The organism is Lysobacter oculi (genome assembly GCF_003293695.1).
Lineage (GTDB): Bacteria > Pseudomonadota > Gammaproteobacteria > Xanthomonadales > Xanthomonadaceae > Solilutibacter > Solilutibacter oculi.
Genome location: NZ_CP029556.1, coordinates 1,508,715 through 1,523,919, shown reverse-complemented (window position 1 = coordinate 1,523,919; position 15,205 = coordinate 1,508,715). Strand labels below are relative to the sequence as shown.

At 64.1% G+C, this 15,205-nt stretch carries 15 protein-coding genes; 14 read left to right on the top strand and 1 reads right to left on the bottom strand.

Going from position 1 to position 15,205, the window contains the following annotated elements; all coding sequences use genetic code 11:
* Positions 1–85 precede the first annotated feature (85 nt).
* Both uvrB and lysM read left to right on the top strand, forming a co-directional pair.
* Positions 86–2,107 carry an excinuclease ABC subunit UvrB gene (gene uvrB / locus DCD74_RS07310; RefSeq protein ID WP_112927728.1) on the top strand — a complete coding sequence of 674 codons (2,022 nt, stop codon included), beginning with the start codon at positions 86–88 and terminating at the stop codon, positions 2,105–2,107.
* 82 nt (positions 2,108–2,189) lie between these two features.
* On the top strand, positions 2,190–2,687 hold the full coding sequence (lysM, locus tag DCD74_RS07305) for a peptidoglycan-binding protein LysM (protein WP_112926731.1): 498 nt from the start codon (positions 2,190–2,192) through the stop codon (positions 2,685–2,687).
* A 75-nt stretch (positions 2,688–2,762) separates the two neighbouring features.
* Here lysM and DCD74_RS07300 read toward each other — a convergent pair whose 3' ends face one another.
* Positions 2,763–3,263 (bottom strand): hypothetical protein, encoded by a 501-nt coding sequence (locus DCD74_RS07300; RefSeq protein ID WP_112926730.1) that lies wholly within the window; start codon positions 3,261–3,263, stop codon positions 2,763–2,765.
* Between the two features lie 118 nt (positions 3,264–3,381).
* On the opposite strand from DCD74_RS07300, the gene DCD74_RS07295 reads away from it, so the two are divergent.
* The 12 genes from DCD74_RS07295 to DCD74_RS07240 all read left to right on the top strand — a co-directional run bounded on the left by DCD74_RS07295 (position 3,382) and on the right by DCD74_RS07240 (position 15,116).
* Positions 3,382–5,076: a type IV secretory system conjugative DNA transfer family protein gene (locus DCD74_RS07295; RefSeq protein WP_112926729.1), complete on the top strand. Its 1,695-nt coding sequence runs from the start codon at positions 3,382–3,384 to the stop codon at positions 5,074–5,076.
* Positions 5,077–5,398: 322 nt separating this feature from the next.
* A complete protein-coding gene (locus DCD74_RS07290; protein ID WP_162615938.1) occupies positions 5,399–5,812 on the top strand; it encodes a hypothetical protein in 414 nt (137 codons plus the stop codon).
* A 33-nt stretch (positions 5,813–5,845) separates the two neighbouring features.
* Positions 5,846–6,268 carry a hypothetical protein gene (locus DCD74_RS07285; protein ID WP_112926727.1) on the top strand — a complete coding sequence of 141 codons (423 nt, stop codon included), beginning with the start codon at positions 5,846–5,848 and terminating at the stop codon, positions 6,266–6,268.
* 40 nt (positions 6,269–6,308) lie between these two features.
* Positions 6,309–7,175: a virB8 family protein gene (locus tag DCD74_RS07280; protein ID WP_112926726.1), complete on the top strand. Its 867-nt coding sequence runs from the start codon at positions 6,309–6,311 to the stop codon at positions 7,173–7,175.
* On the top strand, positions 7,172–7,912 hold the full coding sequence (locus DCD74_RS07275) for a TrbG/VirB9 family P-type conjugative transfer protein (RefSeq protein ID WP_112926725.1): 741 nt from the start codon (positions 7,172–7,174) through the stop codon (positions 7,910–7,912). The genes DCD74_RS07280 and DCD74_RS07275 overlap by 4 nt, the downstream gene beginning before the upstream one ends.
* Positions 7,909–9,144: a TrbI/VirB10 family protein gene (locus tag DCD74_RS12795; RefSeq protein WP_112926724.1), complete on the top strand. Its 1,236-nt coding sequence runs from the start codon at positions 7,909–7,911 to the stop codon at positions 9,142–9,144. Before DCD74_RS07275 ends, DCD74_RS12795 begins: the two co-directional genes overlap by 4 nt.
* A gap of 9 nt (positions 9,145–9,153) precedes the next feature.
* The gene (gene virB11, locus DCD74_RS12790; protein WP_112926723.1) at positions 9,154–10,191 is read left to right on the top strand and encodes a P-type DNA transfer ATPase VirB11; all 1,038 of its coding nucleotides are present in this window, start codon (positions 9,154–9,156) and stop codon (positions 10,189–10,191) included.
* A gap of 113 nt (positions 10,192–10,304) precedes the next feature.
* Positions 10,305–11,048, top strand: a complete 744-nt coding sequence (locus DCD74_RS13200) for a lytic transglycosylase domain-containing protein (protein ID WP_162616031.1) — start codon at positions 10,305–10,307, stop codon at positions 11,046–11,048.
* Positions 11,049–11,120: 72 nt separating this feature from the next.
* Positions 11,121–11,486, top strand: coding sequence for a TrbC/VirB2 family protein (locus tag DCD74_RS07255; protein WP_112927727.1), 366 nt, complete (start codon positions 11,121–11,123; stop codon positions 11,484–11,486).
* A complete protein-coding gene (locus DCD74_RS07250) occupies positions 11,479–11,790 on the top strand; it encodes a type IV secretion system protein VirB3 (protein ID WP_112926721.1) in 312 nt (103 codons plus the stop codon). The genes DCD74_RS07255 and DCD74_RS07250 overlap by 8 nt, the downstream gene beginning before the upstream one ends.
* An 18-nt stretch (positions 11,791–11,808) precedes the next feature.
* Positions 11,809–14,295 (top strand): VirB4 family type IV secretion/conjugal transfer ATPase, encoded by a 2,487-nt coding sequence (locus DCD74_RS07245; protein WP_112926720.1) that lies wholly within the window; start codon positions 11,809–11,811, stop codon positions 14,293–14,295.
* Positions 14,292–15,116, top strand: coding sequence for a hypothetical protein (locus DCD74_RS07240; protein WP_162615937.1), 825 nt, complete (start codon positions 14,292–14,294; stop codon positions 15,114–15,116). Before DCD74_RS07245 ends, DCD74_RS07240 begins: the two co-directional genes overlap by 4 nt.
* Positions 15,117–15,205: the final 89 nt, after the last annotated feature.

Below are 15,205 nucleotides of genomic sequence, written 5' to 3'. Positions count from 1 at the left end.
CCACCGCGCAGGGTCGGACTCGGGATGCACGAACCGTCCGGTTTGTCGACGTTCCGCCACCCTCTGGCATCATTCCGGAATGCCCATGACCCATGCCGACGCCGGCTTCCGCCTGGTTTCCCCCTACCAGCCCGCCGGCGACCAGCCGCAGGCCATCGCGCAACTCGTCGATGGCTTCGAGGCCGGACTCGCGCACCAGACGCTCCTGGGTGTCACCGGTTCCGGCAAGACCTACACCATCGCCAACGTCATCCAGCAGGTGCAGAAACCGACGTTGATCATGGCGCCGAACAAGACGCTGGCGGCGCAGCTCTATGGTGAGTTCAAGAGCTTCTTCCCGCACAACGCGGTCGAGTATTTCGTCAGCTATTACGACTACTACCAGCCCGAAGCCTACGTGCCGTCCTCCGACACCTACATCGAAAAGGACAGCTCGACCAACGAACACATCGAGCAGATGCGGCTGTCGGCGACCAAGGCGCTGCTGTCGCGGCGCGATGCGATCATCGTGGCGACGGTGTCGGCCATCTACGGCCTGGGCGATCCGGATGACTACCTCAAGCTTCGCCTGATCCTGGCCAAGGGCGAGCGCATCGAGCAACGCGACCTCATCCGCCATCTCACCGACCTGCAGTACACGCGCAACGACACCGAGTTGCGGCGCGGTACCTATCGCGTGCGTGGGGAAGTGATCGACGTGCATCCCGCCGAGTCGGAAAGCGAGGCGCTGCGCATCGAGCTGTTCGATGGCGAGATCGAGCAGCTGTCGCTGTTCGACCCGTTGACCGGCGCGCTCATGCGGAAGATCCCGCGCTATACGGTCTATCCGAAGACGCACTACGCCAGCACGCGCGAGAGCGTGCTGAGCGCCATCGACACCATCAAGATCGAGTTGTCCGAGCGGCTTGAGCAGCTGTACGCGCAGAACAAGCTGGTCGAAGCGCAACGCCTGCAGCAGCGTACGCAGTTCGATCTCGAAATGATGGCTGAGGTCGGGTTCTGCAACGGCATCGAGAACTACTCGCGGCACATGACGCGTCGTGCACCCGGCGAGCCGCCGCCGACGCTGTTCGATTACCTGCCACCCGACGCGCTGCTGGTGGTCGACGAATCGCACGTCACCGTGCCGCAGATCGGCGGCATGTATCGCGGCGATCGTGCGCGCAAGGAGACGCTGGTGAACTTCGGTTTCCGGCTGCCTTCGGCGCTCGACAACCGGCCGCTGCGTTTCGAGGAGTGGGAAGAGCGTTCGCCGCGCGCGATCTTCGTGTCCGCCACGCCGGGTGCGTACGAGCTGGAGAAGGGCGAAGGCCAGATCGCCGAGCTGGTGGTGCGCCCGACCGGCCTGATCGATCCGCCGGTGGAAATCCGCCCGGTCGCCACGCAGGTGGATGACCTGCTATCCGAAGTGCACGAACGTGTCGCGATGGGCGACCGCGTGCTGGTCACCACGCTCACCAAGCGCATGGCCGAGAACCTCACCGACTACCTGTCCGAGCACGGCGTGCGCGTGCGCTACCTGCATTCGGATATCGATACGGTGGAGCGCGTCGAGATCATCCGTGACCTGCGCCTCGGCAAATTCGACGTGCTGGTCGGCATCAACCTGTTGCGCGAAGGCCTGGACATGCCCGAGGTCTCGCTGGTGGCGATCCTCGATGCCGACAAGGAAGGTTTCTTGCGTTCTACCGGCTCACTCATCCAGACCATCGGCCGTGCCGCGCGCAACCTGCGCGGCAAGGCGATCCTCTACGCGGACCGCATCACCAATTCCATGCAGCGTGCGCTGGACGAAACCGACCGCCGCCGTGCCAAGCAGGTGGAACACAACCTGGAACATGGCATCACCCCGCAATCGGTCGCGCGTGCCATCGACGATGTGATGGAAGGCGCCCGCGCCGATGCCGCCGAAGAAGCGCGCGAGAGCAAGGGCCGGGCACGCCGGGTGGCGGAGACCGGCGTCGACTACGCCAGCATGACGCCGAAGGAAGTTGCCGCGCGCATCAAGCTGGAAGACCAGATGTATCGCCACGCGCGCGACCTGGAGTTCGAGGATGCCGCCCGGGTCCGCGACGAGCTCCAGCGCCTGCGCGAGGCCACCCTCTAGGCGGCCGCCCCGGGCTGGGCTAGCCTTGACCCCGGCATAACTTTTTGCCTGAGATGCTGCGCACCCCACACAGGAGAAACCCATGGGAATGTTTGATTTCATCAAGAATGCGGGCGAGAAGATCTTCAAGCCGGGCGAAGCCCGTGCCGAGGACGCGATCATCAAGCACATCGGCAGCTACGGCCTGGACATCTCCGGCCTGAAGGTCGAGGTCGATGGCAGCACCGCCACCATCGAGGGCGAGGCCAAGGACGTCACCACCCGAGAGAAGGCCGTGCTGGTCGCCGGCAACATCGAGGGCGTGGACAAGGTCGATGACCGCATGACCGTCGCCAGCAGCGGCGCCGATTTCAGCGCGGTGACCGGCGGTTCCTCCGCCGTTGTCGGCGCGGGCGGCACCGGCGAGTGGAGCTCGCGCACCTACACGGTGGAGAAGGGCGACACGCTGTCCAAGATCGCCAAGGAAATGTATGGCGATGCCAACAAGTACCCGGTGATCTTCGAAGCCAACAAGCCGATGCTCAAGGATCCGGACAAGATCTATCCGGGCCAGGTGCTGCGGATTCCGGCCGAAGCCTGATCGCCGAATGCAACATCGAAAGGCCACCTTCGCGGTGGCCTTTCTTTTTTGCGCGATGGGCGATGACGCGAAGCCTCAGCCAGCGGCGTCGTCGCGGTAACGCCACGTCATCCACATCCCCACCGCGATGGCGTAGCAGATGTTGGGGATGAAGGCGCGGTCCAGCGAGGTGACCTGCGTGGCCAGCACCACGAAGTTGGTATACGCCGCCTGCGACAGCGTGAAGGCCGCGACGGTCAGCATGAAGCGCGCCGGCACCGGATGGCGCACCCGGAGCGCGAGGATCGTGCCTTCCGACACCAGGATGCCGATCAGCATCGGCATCAGGCCTTCCATCAATATCGCGTCGAACAGGCTGCCGGGCAGCCGGTGCATCCGCAGCACCAGGTCGGCGAAGGTGACGTGCAGCGGGCGGCACAGCAGGAACAGCAGCAGGCCCGTGCAGAACGAGGTGAGCCGCACGTAGCGCTCGCTGCCCTTCGCGGAAAGGATCACGGTGAAGGAGATCCAGGCCTGCCCGATGATCGTGAGCACGATCAGCGATTGCTGGATGAGGGTGAAGAGATCCCAGTCCATGTGGAAGTGGCACATCCTTGGCCAGCGGCGAGGATACGGCGCTGGTTCCATGTTGGGAAGCGTGGCACCATCCGCCGCGGCGTAGGGCCAGGACGGCCCGACCAGGGAGGTGATCGCCATGAAGACAGGGAAGTCCGTGTTTGTTCTGTGCGCGTGGCTGGTGGCGATGGTGGCCGGCGTGTATTTCTCCGGCATGTTCGTGCAGATGTTGATCGGCGTGCGTGCGCCGCTCGCCTTCGATACCTGGTGGTCGTACTGGCAGGCGATCGATACCTCGCGCATGCAGCCTTATGCGGGGAAGGTCAAGCTCGCCGGTGCGCTGGGTTTCGGCACGCCGTTGCTGCTGTGGAGCGGCCTGCTGGTGCTAGCGCTGAAGCCCGCGCAACGCGCCCTGCATGGCGATGCGCGCTTCGCCGGCAAGGGCGATCTGGCACGGCGCGGTCTGTTCGACGAGGACGAAGGCCGGAGCATCGTTGTCGGGCGATACGGCAGGCGGCTGCTGCGCTTCCCCGGCCAGCAGTTCGTGATCATCGCGGCGCCGACGCGCTCGGGAAAGGGCGTGGGCATCGTCATCCCCAACCTGCTCGAATACTCCGATTCGGTCGTGGTACTCGACATCAAGCAGGAGAATTTCCGCCTCACTTCGGGTTGGCGTGCGTCGCAGGGACAGGACGTCTTCCTCTTCAACCCGTTCGCGGAAGACCGGCGCACGCATCGCTGGAATCCGCTGAGTTATGTCTCGCGCGATCCGGCATTCCGGGTGTCGGACCTGCAGGGCATCGCGGCGATGCTGTATCCAGATGGCGCGGACGACCAGAAATTCTGGGTCGGTCAGGCGCGCAATGCCTTCCTCGCCTTCGCGCTGTATCTGTTCGACAACCATGACCACGAGATCGCCTGCGGCCTGCCGGAAGCACATGCGGCGTTCCCGACGCTGGGCCGCATCCACCGGCTGTCCACTGGCGATGGAAACGATCTGCGCGCGCACCTGCAATCGCTGGCGGCGCGGCCGTTCATCGGCTCGGCGTGTCGCACCGCGTTCGCGTCACTGCTGTCGCAGGCAAATGAAACCTTCGCCTCGATCATCGGCACCTTCAAGGAACCGTTGAACGCGTGGATCAATCCGGTGCTCGATGCCGCCACCAGCGGCAACGACTTCTGGCTCACCGAAGTACGCCGCAGGCGCATGACGGTCTACATCGGCATCCAGCCCGACAAGCTCGCCGAAGCGCGGCTGATCGTGAACCTGTTCTTCAGCCAGTTGGTCAGCCTCAACACCCGCGAACTGCCGCAGGACAACGCGGGCCTCAAGCACCAGTGCCTGTTACTGATGGACGAGTTCACCAGCATCGGCAAGGTCGAGATCATCGCCAGCGCCGCCGGTTACATGGCCGGCTACAACCTGCGGCTGCTGCCGATCATCCAGTCGATGTCGCAGCTCGATGCGACCTACGGCAAGGAAACCGCGCGCACCCTCATCACCAACCACGCGATGCAGGTGATCTACGCGCCGCGCGTGCAGCAGGACGCCGAGGACTATTCGCAGATGCTCGGCTACACCACGCTCAGGAAGCGCAACCGCAGCCGCTCGCAGGGTGCGCAGGGCAGCGTGACCGTGAGCGAGGCCGAGGAACGACGCGCGCTGATGCTGCCGCAGGAGCTCAAGGCCATGGCCGCCGACAGGGAAGTGATCCTGTGCGAAGGGCTGACCCACCCGGTGATGGCGGGCAAGATCCGCTATTACGAAGATGCGCGCTTCACCCGCCGGCTGCTGCCGGCTGTCCCGGTACCGACGCTGGATGTCATGGGCTGATGTCGCCGCGTTGATGCGGGTGCGCGGCCGGGCGACGCATGCGTCCAGCGGCTAGGGCGGATGCCGGATGGTCGCTGCGGAAATGGCGAAACCCGCCTAGGAAAATCTTCAACCCGCACCCGGGCGGATTCCGTATGGAGGCTCGCCACGCCGCAATCAAAGGGGTTTCCTGAAAGCCGCATGCATGCGGGCGGGTTGGGATTCGTTGTTCCGATGGTTTGCACGCATGCCGCCTGTCCTGCACTCTCCCGCCACTTCGCGGCGCGGGCTTCGTCAAGACCGCGCTACCCGCAGACCTCGTTGGCCAAGGATGACCATCGACATGAGGACATGGCTGTTCGCATTGCTGCTGCTCGCCTGTGCCGGCGCATTCGCCCAGCAGCGACCCGCGCCGCCCTGTGCCGGCATCTCGATGCCGCATGGCTGCTACTCGGAGCTCAGGGGCAATGGCCGCCTGCTGCGCGATGACGACCCGTTCCTGTTCTGCACATCGGGCATGAAGGAGCGGCCGCGGGCCTGGAACCCGGTCAAGTCGGTCATCGGCCTGTGGGCGCCGACGCCCGGCTGGTGCCCGTACCCGATGCAGGTCTGCCCGTATCCCATGAGCATGTTGCGTGGCTGGACCCGGCGCGAGATCCAGGCCGTCCAGCTCTACATGCGTGTCTGTCCCGCCGCCGCAAGCGAGGGCAGGTGGGAAGGCAGGGGCCGGCCCGACCAAACACCGAACAGCCATTGATGGCCGTGCCGTGATCAGTCCAAGGAGTGGAAAGTGAAGTTGCCGCCGTTGCTGTTCATCTGCGTTCTGCTGGCGATGTTGTGCGCTTGCCGGACATCGCCGCCACCGGAGTTCCATGGCCACTGGCATGCGGTCAACCGCTTTCCGGCGGAAACCCGCGCCATTCCCCTTCGCCCGGACACGGTCTTTGCCGCCACGCCGCTGGACGGCACGCTCAAGGCATTGCTGCTGCGATGGGCGAAGGAAAGCGGGATGACGCTGGAATACGGCATCGACACCGATTACACACTGCATGCGCCGGTGGCCCGGCTGCATGCCGGCAACCTGCCCGAAGCCCTGACCGCGCTTGGCGCGCTGTACGCGACGCAGGGTCTGGTGATTTCGTTGGCGGGCGACCGGATCGTCGTATCGCCCGCAGCGGGCGCCACGGTGCCACCCTCTGGGGCCGTGCAATGAACGCGCCGCGTCATGCGATGACCGGAAAGGCGCAGCGTCCATGCTGAAGCGCACGACCTCAAGCGAACGGATCGACAAGGCGGTGAAGCGGGCGGTCGATTACGAAACCACGATCGCCGACATGGCCCGGCGCAGCGAGAAGCGCGCGTGGCGGGTCGCGGGCGCGTCGTCGGTGCTGACGCTGGTGATGGCCGGCGGGCTCATCTTCCTCATGCCGCATCTGCAAAAGCGCGAGCCCTATCTGATCATGGCCGATGCCTACACCGGCACCGCATCGCTGGCACGGCTTTCGACCGGCAGCGCGTTCACCGAGATGCGCGCCAGCGAGGCGGTCAACCGCAGCAACATCGTCCATTACGTGCTCGCGCGGGAGTCCTACGACGCCGGCGTGGTCAACGAACGCGACTGGCGCACCGTATTCACCATGTCCGCGCCCAATGTCCGCGACCAGGTGCGCGCCGAGCGCAGCGCATCCAACCCGGCCAGTCCGCTCGCCCTGTACGGCAAGAACAGCGCGGTGCGCATCCGCATTCTCAGCGTGACGCCTCTGGGGGCATCGCCCGGCAAGCCGCCGAAGGGCGCGACCGTGCGTTTCCAGCGCGTCCTGTTCGAAAAATCGACCGGCGCCACCCGGGTGCTCGACAACAAGCTGGCCACCATGGAATTCACCTACAAGCCCGCGATCCAGATGAACGATGCCGACAGCGTGGAAAACCCGTTGCGTTTCCAGGTCGAGAACTACCGCGTCGACAACGATGCGGCGACTTTGATTCCAACCGAAACCCTTGCGGGCGTTGTCCCGCCGAGTGCCATGCCGGGAATGCCGGGGCAGGTGCAGCCGCCAGCCGCTCAGGCGGGCATCCAGGCCGATGCGGGCACCTCCGCGACGACGCAGGTGCAGCCATGAGGATGCTGCTCACCTTGGCCGTCTTGCTGATGCTGCAGGCGGGAGCCGCCCATGCGCAGGTGATGAAGAAATACCGCTACGTCAGCGATGGCATCTACCCCATCCGGACCGGGCTCGGCCTCACCACGATGATCGAGCTGAGCCCCAGCGAGAACGTGCAGGACTACAGCCTCGGCTTCACCAGTGCGTGGGATGTGAGCCGTCGCGGCAACGTCTTCTACCTGCGGCCCAAGAGCGTGGATGCCGACACCAACATGGTGGTGCGGACCGAGACCCATGCCTACATCTTCGAGTTGAAGGTGGTGGCGAGTGACTGGCGGGAACTGGACCAGGCCAAGGCGTCGGGCGTGAACTACAAGGTGGTGTTCCAGTACCCGGGCGATACCCGCTTCACCCAGGCCGCGAAGGACAAGCCGGCGGAGGCGGGGCAAGGCCTCCAGCCGGGGCGTGGCTATCACTTCGATTACGAATACGCCACGCGCTCGCGCGCCGCCTGGCTGATCCCGGTCCATGTCTATGACGATGGCCGCTTCACCTACATCGAGCTGGGCGACATGCGCGGGCAACCCACCGGCAACTTTCCCGCCGTCTATGCGCGCGAACGCGAACGCTCGGAGGAATTCACGCTCAACACCACCGTGCAGGGCAACACGATCGTGGTGCACGGGGTCTATCCCTATCTGTTGATGCGGCAGGGCGGAAACGTCATTGGCCTGCGCCGTGGAGGTGCGAAATGAGCGGCCACTATCCGCCTGACCATGGCCGGCCCGGCCACAACCCGCCCGATGACGCGCCCGCCAGCGCCGATGCGCCCGTGTCCGCAAATCCCTATCTGCACAGGGCCGAAGCGGAGACCGGCATCGACCTGGATGCCGCCGCGCCCACGCTGACCGTCAACGAAGTCCGGCAGTTCAACCGCAAGGCTTTGCTGTTCCTGTTCGGCATCATCGGGCTGCTGCTGTCGATGGCGTTCTGGTTCATGCATTCGTTGTCGAACCGCGAGGTCAAGGCGTCGAAGCAGGGCCCGGCGGAAACGGTGACCACGCCTGAGCTGCCGGACGCAACACCGGCTTTGCCCGTCGCGCCGAGCGAATCCGCCGAGCCGATCGAACTCAGCCAGGAAGGCCCGCCACTGCCGCCGCTTCCTCCCTCGCCACCGCGGCAGTTCAATGACGATGTCGAACCGGAGGCGGCGTCGGCACGGGAAGCCAGGCGCATCCCGACGCTGATCGAACGACGCACGGGCATGGGCGACATCGCACAAGGCACGATGCCGGAACAGCCGGGCATGCCCGCGACGCCACCGGAAAGCACAGCGGCACCCGCGTTGGCCACCACGACGGCCCCGAAGTCCAGTGCGCGGCGGCTGTACAACCCGGACACGCTGATGCTGCGCGGCACCTATCTGCGCTGCGTGCTGGAGACACGGATCATCACCGACGTCGCCGGCTACACCTCCTGCGTCGTCAGCGAGCCGGTGTATTCGGTGAACGGCCGCCAGCTGCTGCTGCCCAAGGGCACGCGCCTGCTGGGGCAGTACGGCAGCGGGCAGGTGTCGCGCGGACGCGTCGCGGTGGCCTGGGATCGCGCGGTGACGCCGACCGGTCTCGATGTGACGATGGCCAGCCCCGGCATCGACAATCTCGGCGGCGCGGGCCATCCGGGCAGCTATGACGCGCATTGGGGGAGCCGCATCAGCTCGGCGCTCCTGATCAGCCTGGTCAGCGACCTCTTCAAATACGCCGGCGAAAAATATGGCCCGGATTCCACCGCAGTCTATCCGTCATCGGGCGTGGTGATGTCGCAGCCGTTCCAGAGCAATACCGCGCAGACGGTGCAGCAGCTGGCGCAGCAGGCCTTGCAGGAAAGCGCGAACCGCCGGCCGACGGTGACGCTGAACCAGGGCAGCGTGGTCAATGTGTACGTGGCGCAGGATGTCGACTTCAGCGACGTCCTGCGCGGGCGCTGAGCCGTCACGGTGGACGAGGATGCCTCGCCGGTCGCGCGGATCTCGAACGAATTCCTCGACTACCAGTACCGGGTGCTCGGTATCCATGACTTCCTCGGGTCGGAGCGGGTCACCGAAATCTGCATCAACCGGCCCGGCGAGATCTATCTGGAAACACGTGAAGGGTGGGCGCGTGTCGGGGTGCCTACGCTGACCTTTGAGCGTGCCCGCCAGTTCTGCACCGCGATCGTCAACGAAAGCAATACCGGGCAACGCATCACCGATGCGGACCCGATGGTGTCGCTGACATTCCCGACCGGCCAGCGCGCCCAGTTCGTCATCCCGCCGGCCTGCGATCCGGGCAAGGTCTCGATCACCATCCGCCTGCCTTCGCGGCACTCGCGCACTTTGCGCCAGTACGAGGAGGATGGCTTCTTCTCGCGCATCATCGAATCCAGCGGGCATTTGAGCGAACACGATGCGCATCTGGCCGCGCTGCGTACCGAGCGCGATTACGCCGGCTTCTTCAGGCAGGCGGTGGCGTATCGCAAGAACATCGTGGTGTCCGGTGCGACGGGCAGCGGCAAGACCACCTTCATGAAGGCGCTGGTCGACCACATCCCGGGCGACGAGCGGCTGGTCACCATCGAGGACGCGCGCGAGCTGTTCATTCCCCAGCCCAACGTGGTGCACCTGCTGTATTCGAAAGGCGGGCAGAGCAGCAGCAACATCACCGCCAAGTCGTGCATGGAAGCCTGTCTGCGCATGAAACCGGACCGCATCGTGCTGGCCGAACTGCGCGGCGACGAGGCGTTCTATTTCATCCGCAACTGCGCGTCGGGGCATCCGGGTTCGATCACCAGTTGCCATGCGGGCAGCACCGCGCAGACCTGGGATCAGCTGGCGTTGATGGTGAAGGCGTCGCCCGAAGGCGCGGGGCTGGAATTCGCGACCATCAAGCGCTTGTTGATGCTGACCATCGACATCGTCGTGCACATCAAGGCGCATGCCGGGCAACGTTTCATCTCCGGCATCGAGTTCATGCCTGAGCGCGCGCCCGAAGCGTAGGGCAGGGCGGCGAGTGGTTTTCCGATGGCTGCCTCTTCGCAGCCGTGGATTAATCGACCACGCGAAATGATTTCGCGCGGGGACATGGAAGGAACAAGGGAATGCTTCCGGGAATGGAATTGATGGGATGTCGTGTCGAGGTGCCTGCCTCGGTGATGCATCACGTCGTCAAGGTCGAGTCTTCTTACAACCCCTATGCCATCGGCGTGGTGGGCGGAAGGCTGGCCCGGCAGCCACGCACCCTGGCCGAAGCCGTGGCCACCGCCGAGATGCTCGAAGCACGCGGCATCAATTTTTCGCTCGGTCTTGCCCAGGTCAATCGCTACAACCTGCCGAAGTTCGGTGTGCCGGGCTTCAGCGCGGCATTCACGCCGTGCATCAACCTGCTGGCCGGTTCGCGCATCCTCCGCGAATGCCATGCGCGTGCCGGGGGCGACTGGGGCAAGGCTTTCAGTTGCTATTACTCCGGCAACTTCACCACCGGATATCGGCACGGCTACGTGCAGAAGGTCCAGCGTTCGATGCTGGCCCAGCAGGGTTCGAAGCGTCCCGCGCTCGCCATCCCGGTCATCGTCAACCGGCCGTCCAGACCTGTGCCCGCGATGCGCACGGACACCACCAGTGTTGATGAAGCGCGGCCGGGTGCAGAACCGGTACAGGGTCTGGTCGAGCGAAGGGGCCAACCTGCGTCGGGTCAGAGCCCATCACCCACATCGGATGCGGCTTCGCTGATTACCCGGCAGACCCCTGCCGCCGGCGAGCCGCCCGTCGCCATTCGCCTGGGCGGCATGGAAACACCGAAGCCCGGTTCACCCGTTCCGCCTGCGGAATCCCGCGACGACGCCTTCGTTTTCTAGTTCCGTTCCAACCCTCAACCCGCGAAGAAGGATGCAACACCTATGAAGTTCCCGACCAAGCTGCCGAGCCGCATGAAACTGTCTGCACTGCTGATCCTGCTCGCCTACCTGCTGATCATTCCGGCCGCGATGGCGCATGGCCTTGATCCGTCGCCGGGCGGCACCGAAGCGCAAACCAAGCTCTGTGGCGTGATGGGCAATGTGCATACCATCCTCAAGGTTGCGTCGATCCTCATCGTCACCATCGCCATCATCTTCGCGGGCTACCAGATCGCCTTCGCCCATAAGCGCATTTCCGATGTCGCGCCGATCCTGATCGGCGGCCTGCTGATCGGCGCGGCGGGCCAGATCGCGGTCATGGTGATCGGCAACGGCGATTTCAGCGAGGACTGCACCACCGCCCAGGTGGTCCATGTCGCGCCCACATTGAATGCATAAGAGCACCGTGTTCCGGGGATGCACCCGGCCACCGATGTTCATGGGGGTTCCCTATATTCCCTTCTTCATCGGTGCCGGGGGCGTCCTGCTTGTCGCGATGTACAGCGGCAACCTGCTCCTGCTCGTATTCGCGCCCGTGGTCATCCACCTGATGCGGATGATGGCCAAGCGCGACGAAATGATCTTCCGGCTGCTCGGGCTCTCCATCGGCATGCGATTGCGGATGCGCAACAGGGACCGGCACGCCGGTCTCTGGGTGTTCAACCCCAATGCCTATCGCGGCAAGCCGGCCCGCAAGCCCTGACGTCGACCTGAGGTCCCCATGTTCACGCCCGACACCTCGCCCAGCGAATTCCTGCCGTTCTCGACCCATGTGTCCGCCCGGGTGCTCAAGACCACCGGCGGCGACTTCATGGTGGCCTGGCGGCTGGCCGGCATGCCTTTCGTCGGGCGCGAGGCATGGGAGCTGGAACACAGGCACGCCACCTTCAACCGCCTGTTGCAGTCCTTGCGCGCGCCGGATTACGTCAACGTGGCGTTCTGGGTCCACGACGTGCGCCGCCGGCAACGCATCGATGCACGCCCCCGCGTCACCGGGGATTTCAACCAATCGATGTCGGACCTTTATCACCAGCGGCTGTCATCGCAGAAGCTGATGCAGAACGAGCTGTTCCTGACGATGCTCTATCGCCCCTCACCAGACGGCAAGGTGTTGCACGAGAAACACGGCAATCTGGGCCGGCTGGAGGCCGAGCAACGCGAAGCTCTGGACCGCATCGATGAACTGTCGGCGAGCGTAGAGGCGGTGTTGAAGGAATACGCACCGCGCCCACTCGCCATGTACGAAGCGGACAGCGGCGTGGTGTTCTCGGAGTTGCTCGAACTGCAGGGCTACCTGCTCAATCACGTGGATGAGCCGGTGCCGGTCCTCGCCGCACCGGTTCGTGACTACCTGCCGGTGAGCCGCCAGATGTTTTCCAGCCGGACCGGCGACTTCATGATCAACACGCCGGACGGCCGCACGGTGTATGGCGCTATCCTCAATATCAAGGAGTATCCGGAGGGCACGCACCCCGGTGTGCTCAATGGGCTGAAGTACCTGGACTTCGGCTACGTCATTACCCATTCCTTCAGTCCGATGGGCCGTCACGATGCGCTCAAGACCCTCGAGCGCACCAAGGGGATGATGATCTCGTCGGGCGACCGGGCGGTCAGCCAGGTCGCCGAGCTCGATGTGGCGATGGACCAGCTTTCTTCGGGCAATTTCGTGCTCGGCGAATACCACTTCATGATGACCCTCTATGCCGACAGCCAGGAAGCGCTGTCGAAGCAGGTGGCGTCGGCACGCGCGGAGTTGTCGAACGCCGGCTTTGTCTCGACCAAGGAGACGCTCGCGGTGGCTCCGGCCTTCTTCTCGCAGTTCCCGGGGAACTGGCGCTACCGGACCCGCATCGCCAACCTGAGTTCGCTCAACTTCCTCGGGCTGTCGCCCCTGCACAACTTCACCAACGGCAAGAAGGAACTTAATCCCTGGGGTGAATGCGTCACCACGCTCCAGACCACCAACGGGCAGGCCTATCACTTCAACTTCCACGCCACCTTGCCCAATGAGAATTCGTTGGGCGAAAAGGCGATCGGCAACACCATGGTCATCGGCAAGTCCGGTACAGGCAAAACCGCGCTGATCAACTTCCTTCTCAGCCAGACGCAGAAGCTCGATCCGGCGCCGACGATCTTTTTCTTCGACAAGGATCGGGGTGCGGAGATCTTCGTCCGCGCGTGCGGTGGCAACTACCTGGCGCTCGAAAGCGGGGCGCCCACCGGCTTCAATCCCTTTCAGTGCGAGAAGGATGAAGGCAACCTCCAGTTCCTCGCCGATCTGATGAAGATCCTGGCAGGCAAGCCGTCCTACTCCGCACGCGAGGAGGAGGACATCTTCCGCGCCGTGGAGGCGATGCTCGACATGCCGGCGCCGCTCCGCAGCATGACCAACTTCCAGAAGAGCCTGCCCAACATGGGCGATGACGGCCTGTATGCACGCCTGCGCAAATGGACGCGTGGCAACTCGCTGGGGTGGGTCTTTGACAACCCGCGCGACACCATCGATCTATCGCGCAGCCGGATCATCGGCTTCGACTACACGGACCTCATCGAAAACGAAGAAGTACGCGTGCCGGTCATCCGCTACCTGTTGCACCGATTGGAATCCCTCATCGACGGCCGCCGGCTGATCTATGTGATGGACGAGTTCTGGAAGATCCTGGAAGGCAAGGGTGGCCTCAAGGAATTCGCCAAGAACAAGCAGAAGACCATCCGCAAGCAGAACGGGCTGGGCATCTTTGCCACACAAAGTCCCGAGGATGCGCTCCGAAGCGATATCGCCGCGGCATTGGTCGAGCAGACGGCGACCCTGGTCCTGCTGCCCAACCCGAATGCCAGCCGGCAGGATTATGTGGAGGGCTTGAAGCTCAGTGATGCGGAATACGAGGTCGTGGTCGGGCTGGACGAGCGCTCGCGTTCCTTCCTGGTCAAGCAGGGACATGCGTCGAGCATCTGCCAGTTGGATCTGCGCGGGATGGACGACCACCTCGCGGTGATCTCGGCCAGCACCGACAACATCGAAGTGCTGCATGCCGTGCTGGATGACACGGCTGGGACATTTGGCGTGGGCACCGATCAGCTTCGACCGGAGCACTGGCTCCCCGGTTTCTACGAGCGGCGCAAGGGTCCCGGCCGGCGATTGAAGGGCGAAGAATCCCTTCCACGCGTGCCTCGATCAGGGGCGAACAAGAGGGAGATATGCGCATGAGTACGCGTCGCTACCCCGGCACGATTGAAGCCTTGGGGATGTACGGCATCGATGTGCGCAGGATAGGCCGGCGCATCGTGTCGATGGGTCTGGTCGCCATGCTGCTCCTGAGCATCTCGGCATCCGCGGACTGGCGCGTTTACGACGATGACGTCGACAACAAGCTGGCCAGCCAGAACCGCATCGGCCAGGGCGACTTCGAGAACGCGCCAAAGAAGGGGACCCAGCAGGGCCGGTTCAAGGATCCGCCCAGGAAGTTCACGGCCAAGGAGCAGGATCAGGTGTCGTCGGTGGGCATGGATGAGCAGGCCCGTTGTCCAGAGCCTAAACAGCCGGAGATCCCGGAGTTCCCGAAAATCACCGATCGCGTGCGTCGTCTTTTTCCGCCAGCGCCCGACAAAGGCAAAGGCAATGCCGGCAAGCAGTGGACGCTGTGCAAGGAAATCGTCGAGACCGAAAAGGCGCGTTTCAAATACGGCTTGATGATGAGTGAACTCGCTGAGCAGCGTTATGCACGCCTGCAGGCCATCCAGACCCAGCGCGCCCGGATCGATGGCGAGCATGTTGGAGAGCTGCAGAGCAATACCAACAAGATGCTCGCGCTGTTGGCGCTCATCCAGATCGATCAGCAGCAGCAGAAGGCTTATGACGATGCCTATGCGGCGAGGATCGCCTACCTCAAGTCGTCACAGGAACGCCTCGGCCAGGATGCCGCCAATGGCAACCCCTCGGCTGGCAGGCGACTCGCCGGAAACGCGGCGGCATTGATCGTGATGGAACTCGCTTTCGACAGTGATCTGGTCAAGGCGAAACGGCGGTGACGGGTGAGCCCTGTCCGCGCATGGAACAAGGACTCAAGCAATGGACGGCATAGGCCAGTGGGTGTTTTTCAGGGCCATCTTCGGTTTCC

Excerpts from the sequence above, each read along its gene's own strand:
- DCD74_RS07280 (WP_112926726.1), top strand. The coding sequence starts at position 6,309 with ATGCTGAAGCGCACGACCTCAAGCGAACGGATCGACAAGGCGGTGAAG.
- DCD74_RS07245 (WP_112926720.1), top strand. The coding sequence starts at position 11,809 with ATGTTCACGCCCGACACCTCGCCCAGCGAATTCCTGCCGTTCTCGACC.
- DCD74_RS07255 (WP_112927727.1), top strand. The coding sequence starts at position 11,121 with ATGAAACTGTCTGCACTGCTGATCCTGCTCGCCTACCTGCTGATCATT.
- DCD74_RS12795 (WP_112926724.1), top strand. The coding sequence starts at position 7,909 with ATGAGCGGCCACTATCCGCCTGACCATGGCCGGCCCGGCCACAACCCG.
- DCD74_RS07295 (WP_112926729.1), top strand. The coding sequence starts at position 3,382 with ATGAAGACAGGGAAGTCCGTGTTTGTTCTGTGCGCGTGGCTGGTGGCG.
- DCD74_RS07290 (WP_162615938.1), top strand. The coding sequence starts at position 5,399 with ATGAGGACATGGCTGTTCGCATTGCTGCTGCTCGCCTGTGCCGGCGCA.
- DCD74_RS13200 (WP_162616031.1), top strand. The coding sequence starts at position 10,305 with ATGGAATTGATGGGATGTCGTGTCGAGGTGCCTGCCTCGGTGATGCAT.
- DCD74_RS07240 (WP_162615937.1), top strand. The coding sequence starts at position 14,292 with ATGAGTACGCGTCGCTACCCCGGCACGATTGAAGCCTTGGGGATGTAC.
- uvrB (WP_112927728.1), top strand. The coding sequence starts at position 86 with ATGACCCATGCCGACGCCGGCTTCCGCCTGGTTTCCCCCTACCAGCCC.
- lysM (WP_112926731.1), top strand. The coding sequence starts at position 2,190 with ATGGGAATGTTTGATTTCATCAAGAATGCGGGCGAGAAGATCTTCAAG.
- DCD74_RS07300 (WP_112926730.1), bottom strand. The coding sequence starts at position 3,263 with ATGGACTGGGATCTCTTCACCCTCATCCAGCAATCGCTGATCGTGCTC.
- DCD74_RS07275 (WP_112926725.1), top strand. The coding sequence starts at position 7,172 with ATGAGGATGCTGCTCACCTTGGCCGTCTTGCTGATGCTGCAGGCGGGA.
- DCD74_RS07250 (WP_112926721.1), top strand. The coding sequence starts at position 11,479 with ATGCATAAGAGCACCGTGTTCCGGGGATGCACCCGGCCACCGATGTTC.